This window comes from Corallococcus exercitus (assembly GCF_003611585.1).
Classification (GTDB): Bacteria; Myxococcota; Myxococcia; order Myxococcales; family Myxococcaceae; genus Corallococcus; species Corallococcus exercitus.
In genome coordinates, this window is record NZ_RAVW01000520.1 from 1 (window position 1) to 6,122 (window position 6,122).

General features: G+C 72.7%; 2 protein-coding genes and 1 pseudogene. All 3 read left to right on the plus strand.

Annotation, left to right across the window (positions count from 1 at the left end; all coding sequences use genetic code 11):
- Nucleotides 1-497: pseudogene (locus D7W79_RS37490) on the plus strand (DUF58 domain-containing protein); the annotation flags it as partial.
- 381 nt (nt 498-878) lie between these two features.
- Nucleotides 879-2,612, plus strand: coding sequence for a vWA domain-containing protein (locus D7W79_RS37495; RefSeq protein WP_120530066.1), 1,734 nt, complete (start codon nt 879-881; stop codon nt 2,610-2,612).
- Complete coding sequence (locus D7W79_RS37500) at nt 2,609-5,353, plus strand: VWA domain-containing protein (RefSeq protein WP_120530067.1); 2,745 nt, start codon at nt 2,609-2,611, stop codon at nt 5,351-5,353. Before D7W79_RS37495 ends, D7W79_RS37500 begins: the two co-directional genes overlap by 4 nt.
- Nucleotides 5,354-6,122: the final 769 nt, after the last annotated feature.

Sequence of the window (6,122 nt, forward strand, 5' to 3'; positions counted from 1 at the left end):
CGCTGCTGTGGGGCGGGGCGCGGTCGGAGCGGGTGCAGGGGCCGGCGTGCCGCGCGGCGCTGCGGGGTACGGAGTTCGAGGCGCGGGATGATCTGGCGTCGGCGCTGGGACGGCTGCCGCCATTGCGGCCGTGTGGCCTGCGGGTGGTGGTGAGCGATTTCCTCTTCGAGACGGACCTGGAAGCGCTGTGCGCCCGCTTGTCGCGTGGAGCGTCGGCGCTGTTCCTGGTGCAGGTGCTGGACGCGGAGGACCTGGAGCCCACGGGCGGTGAGGGCGCGCGGCTGGTGGACGCGGAGAGCGGCGTGGCGCTGGAGGAGTTGCTGACGGACGGGGTGCTGGCTGCTTACGCCCGCCGCTTCGCGGAGCACCAGCGCGCGCTGCGGAGCGCGGCGGTGCGAGCGCGGGGAACGCTGCTCACGGTGAACGCGGCGGAAGGGCTGCGAGCGCAGGTGGCGGGACCGCTGCGCGCGTTGTTCGTCGCGGGAGGCGGGGCGTGAGCTTCGGTGCGAACAGCGTGGAGCGCGAGGCGTGGAGTACCGGTGTGCTTGATGGCAGACGCGCTCAAGTGCGGTGCGCTGCGGGAGGCGAAGGCGTGACCTCCGGCGCGAATAGCATGGAGCGCGGGGCGTGGAGCACCGGCGTGTTTGATGGCAGGTGCTCTCGCGTGCGGTGCGTCGTGGATGGCGACGATGCGAGCAGCGTGGAGCGCGAGGCGTGGAGCACCGACGACGCGCTTGATGGCGGTTGCACTCGCGTGCGGCGCGTCGCTGGAGGCGGGGCGTGAGCTTCGATTCGAGCAGCGTGGAGCGCGAGGCATGGAGCACCAGCGTGCTTGATGGCGGTCGCACTTGCGTACGGTGCGTCGCGGGAGGCGGGACGTGAGCTTCGGGCTTCCCTGGGGCTTGGTGGCGCTGGGCGCGCTGGTTCCGTTGGTCGCGGCGTACTTCCTGCGCCGCCGGCAGAAGCCGGTCGTGGTGAGCGCGCTGTTCCTGTGGCGTACGCCGCGTCCTCGCGCGGAGGGTGGACCCCGGTGGGAGCGCTTCACTCGCGAGGCGTCGCTGCTGCTGGAGGCGCTCGCCGTGCTCGCCGCCGCGCTGTACCTGGCGGACGTGCGACTGGGCGAGGCTGCTCGCCGGCGTCACCTCGTGCTCGTCGTGGACGGCAGCCTGTCCATGTCGGCTCGGACTCCGGATGGCAGGACGGTGCTGGATCACGTGCGCACCGAGGCCGCGAAGCGCGTGGAGACTGAGCGCGCCACGCACGTCACGGTGCTCACGAGCGGTGTGTCGCCCCAGGTCATCGCTGGACCGGAAGCGGAGGCCTCGCGCGCCCTGGGCGCACTGGAGTCCTTCGAAGCGCGCGGGCCGGACCATGACGCCACGGCTTCGCTCCTGTGGGCGCAGGAGCTGGCCGGACCCGGCAAGCGCGTGCACTTCTTCACCGACGCGCCGCCCTCCACGGACGCGGCCGTGCCTCCCTCCGTGCGCTGGACGGCGCTGGGCCGCTCCCAGGGCAACGTGGCACTGGTCTCCGCGCAGCGACGCGACGAAGGCGGCCGGGCCACGGTGACACTGCGGATCGCTCGCTTCGGCGCGGGGCCTTCGGAAGTCGAAGCGCGCGTGCGAGCGGCACCTGGACCGGGCGCACGGGAAGGCACCGAACGCACGGAGCGCATCGCGCTGCCAGAGGAGGGCGCCGCGACGGTGCGCCTCACGTTCCGCGAGGCCGGCGACGTGGAGGTGTCCCTGCCGGACGACGCGCTGCCCGAGGACGGGCACGTGCGCCTGCCCCCGTCCCCCCTGATGCCGGTGGCGGTGGGACTGACGGAGGGCCTGTCACCCGCGTCGAAGCAGGCGCTGGAGCGCTTCCTGGCGGTGTCTCCCGACGTGGCGCATGGCCCCCCTGTCCCCGGTGCGCCGGTGCTGTCCGTGGGCCCCGCGCGCGCGGAGGCCCGCGTGACGCTGGGCGCGGAGGGACCGCTGCGCACCTTCGTGGGGCCGTTCTTCACGGAGAAGGGCAGCACGCTGATGGACGACGTGCAGCTCGCGGGTGTGCGGTGGACGGCGGGCGCGAACCCTCCGGGCCGTCCGCTGATGACCGCGGGCGAGGCCGTGCTCGTGTCGGAAGAAGAGGGTGGGCGGCTGCACCTCAACGTGGACCTGGCGCGCTCCAACCTCCAGCGCACCACCGCCTGGCCCGTGCTGCTGGGCAACGTGGTGCGCGAAGCGCGGCGGCTGCGGGAAGGCTTCCCCCGGCGTCAGCTCAACCTGGGCGAGGCGCTCTCCGTGGTGACCGAGGCCGGTGCGCGCTACGCGCTGAATGGGCCCTCGGGGCGCAAGCCCGTGTTCGGCGCGGGCGCGCTGAGCCTGCCCGCGCCCACGAGCCCCGGCCGCTACGTGCTGGAGCGCGACGGCCGCGAAGTGGACTCGCTGGAGGTGCTGGCGCTGGATGCGCGGGAGTCGGACCTGCGCGGCCGGGGCAGCGCCGACGTGGCCGCGAAGGAAGCGGGCGAGGACTCGGAAGGGAACGGCGGCCAGGAGCGCGCTCGCTGGCCCCTGGTGGTGCTGCTGGCCGCGCTGCTGGCGGACTTCTACGTCACGAGGAAGGCATGACCTTCACCCTTCCCCAGGCGTGGCTGCTGCTGTTGCCGCTGGGCCTCTTCCTGTGGCGCTACGGCCGGAGGCCCGGCCCTCCCATGGTGCTGCGATGGGTGCTGCTGGTGCTAGGCGTGGGCGCGCTGTCCGGGCCGGAGCTGCGGCTGGCCAACGCGGGCAGTGACGTGGCCGTGGTGGTGGACCGCTCGCGCTCCATGCCGCTGGACGTGGACCGCGTGGCGCAGGAGCTGATTGCACTGGTGGAGTCCCAGCGCCGGCCGGGCGACCGCGTGGGCGTCATCACCTTCGGCCGCGAGGCCCGGGTGGAGTCCCCGCTGTCGGAGGTGGGCCGGTTCGGCGGCTTCTCACGGCCGGTGGATTCGGAGGCGTCGGACCTGTCTGCCGCGCTGGATGCGGCGGGCGCGCTCATTCCCCCCGAGCGCACGGGCCGGGTGCTGGTCGTCTCCGATGGCCGGGCCACGGGCGCGGATGCTCGGGGCGCGACGCGGCGGCTGGCGGCGCGGGGCATCGCGGTGGACTACCGGCAGGTGTCCCGTCCGGAGCCCGCGCTGGACGTGGCCGTCGTGTCGCTGGACGTGCCCGCCACCGTCTCCGTGCGCGAGCCCTTCCAGTTCTCCGCCGTGGTGCAGGCCACCTCCGCCGTCACCGGCACCGTGCGTCTGGAGCGCGACGGGAAGGTGCTGGTGAAGGGTCCGTTCGACTTCAAGCCCGGCCCCAACCTGCTGCCCCTGCGCGACCTCCTGGAGGCGCCGGGGCTCGTGCACTACCGGCTCACGGTGGAGGTGCCCGGCGACGGCGTCCCGGAGAACGACGTGGGCGTGGGCGTGCTGCGCGTGGAGGGCCCGCCGCGCGTGCTGCTGCTCACCACGCAGCCCTCGGGCACGCTGGCGAAGGCGCTGTCGGCGACGGGCATGGAGCTGGACGTGAAGGCGCCGTTCCACCTGTCGCTGGAGGCGCTCGATGGGGTGGGCGTGGTGGTGCTGGAGAACGTGGACGCCAACGCGCTGGGCGAGGCGGGCTTGAACGCGCTGGCGGACTACGTGGACCAGGCGGGCGGCGGGCTGGTGATGACGGGAGGGCGTTCGAGCTTCGGCGAGGGCGGCTACCGGCGCTCGCCCGTGGAACCGCTGCTGCCCGTGTCGCTGGAGATGCGCGAGGAGCAGCGGCGCGCGTCGGTGGCGATGAGCGTGCTCATGGATTCCAGCTGCTCCATGGGCGTGCAGGTGCCGGATGGGCGCACGAAGATGGAGCTGGCCGCGGAGGGAGTCACGGCGGCGCTCACGCTGCTCAACGCGAACGACGAAGCCTCCGTGCACATGGTGGACACGGAGCCGCATGAGGTCTTCCCGCTGAGCCCGGTGAGCGACGGCCTGCCGCTGGGCCAGGTGGCGCGGGGCTTCAGCGGCGGTGGCGGTATCTACGTGGGCACGGCCCTGCGCGCGGGCCGCAAGGAGATCCTCCGCAGCGACAAGCCCACGCGGCACGTGGTGCTGTTCTCCGACGCGGCGGACTCCGAGGAGCCCGGGGACTTCCAGCAGACGCTGGCCGCGCTGCGAGAGGCCAACGTGACGGTGTCCGTCATCGGCCTGGGCAAGCCCACGGATCCGGACGCGGAGCTGCTGCGCGAGGTGGCCCGGCGCGGCGAAGGGCGCATCTACTTCGCGGAGGACGCCATGAGCCTGCCGCGCATCTTCAGCCAGGAGACGCTGGCGGTGGCGAGGGCCACGTTCGTGGACGAGCCTGCGTCGATGGAGGCCGCGCCGGACCTGCCGCTGCTGGGGCCACTGCCGACGACGGGCCTGCCGCAGGTGGGCGGCTACAACCTCACCTACCTGAAGCCTCGGGCGAACGTGGCGCTGCGCACGCTGGACACCAACGCCGCGCCGGTGCTGGCGCTGTGGCCGCATGGCGCGGGACGCACGGTGGCGTTCACGGCGGAGGTGGACGGCAAGTACACGGGTGAGCTGCGCGAGTGGAGCGCGCTGCGGGCGACGCTGGAGGCGGTGGTGCGCTGGTCGATGGGGCGGGCCACGCCGAAGGAGGAGGCGGTGGTGCGCTCCGAGCGTCAGGGCAACCTGCTGCGCGTGACGTTGGACCTGCCGCCAGGTGAACCGATGCCGGGCGCGCTGCCCACGGCGGTGTTGCTGTCGGGCGACGGCCGCTCCGGCGCGGAGAAGCCGCTGCACTGGGAGGACGAGGACCGGCTGGTGGTCGAGTACCCGCTGTCGGGCAGTGGCACCTGGCACCCGGTGGTGAAGTGGGGCGGACGGGTGCTGAGGGCGCCACCGGTGGTGCTGCCCTACGCGCCGGAGTTCGAACCGGGCAGCGCGAAGGAAGGGCTCAAGGTCCTGCGAGCACTGGCGGCGGTGGGAGGAGGGCAGGAGCGGCTGTCGATGACGGGCCTGTTCGCGGAGGCGCCGGAGTCAGAAGGCCGCGTGGCGTTGGCACCGTGGCTGGTCGCGTTCGCGCTGGCGGCGATGCTGGCGGAGGTGGCCGTGCGCCGGTTCCTCTCCGCGCCCCGCATGAAGGCTACCCGGGAGCGGCCCGTGAAGAAGTCCATCGCGCGAGGGCCCACGGCCGCCCCCGTCGTCACGGACGCGAAGCGTTCCACGGCGCCGGCGAGCCCCGCCCCGGAGGAGCCCCCGGAGCCGAAGCCCGAACCGCCGAAACCGCCCGCCGGAGTGGACTCCGCGCTGGAAGCCGCGCGCGCCCGTGCACGGCGTCGCACGGGGCGCTGAAGGGCTGAGCTCAAAGTGATGCCGAGACGCCAGGGCCCGGACAGCCATTCATGCACAGCGACGCAGGGGGCACTGAAGCGCTGAGCTCAAAGTGCTGCCTCATCGCCGGGCATCCATGAGGGACACGTTCCGCGCGGAGCTGTCGTCCAAACCTGTCCGACTGTCGGACAGGTTTCCGCGGTTCGGCCAAGGCGAACGCTCCCCAGTCGCGGCGGCTGAGGATGCATGCCCGATGGGAAGCCCGAGTCCCTTCGTCGGCGCGGGGGCCAGCCGGGATGGTTCAAACCTGTCGGACAATCGGACAGGTTTCCATGGTTCGGCAGGAGCGGACGGCCTCCACGCTGCGGTTCTCCAAACCTGTCGGACAGTCGGACAGGTTTCCGCGACGCGGCTGGAACGGACGCCTCCCAAGCTGCGGTTCTCCAAACCTGTCGGACAGGTTTCCGCGGTTCGGCTGGAACGGACGCCTCCCACGCTGCGGTTCTCCGAACCAGTCTGACAATCCGGCAGGTTTCCACGGCTCGGCTGGGGGGACGCCCCCCACGCTACGGTTCTCCAAACCTGTCCGACAGTCGGGCAGGTTTCCGCGGTTCGGCTGGAACGGACGCCTCCCACGCTGCGGTTCTCCGAACCTGTCGGACAGGAGGGTTGCGCAGAATAGCGGCTCAGCCCGGCTGGGAGGCAGGGGGAGAAGCCGGGGCCTCGAGGAGGACGAAGACGCAGAAAAGCCGGCTGCGAGTGAGCAGCCGGCTGACGTTATGGGCCAGCA

Bases quoted from the DNA above. Each gene is read 5' to 3' on its own strand.
- D7W79_RS37500 (WP_120530067.1), top strand. From the start codon at position 2,609: ATGACCTTCACCCTTCCCCAGGCGTGGCTGCTGCTGTTGCCGCTGGGC.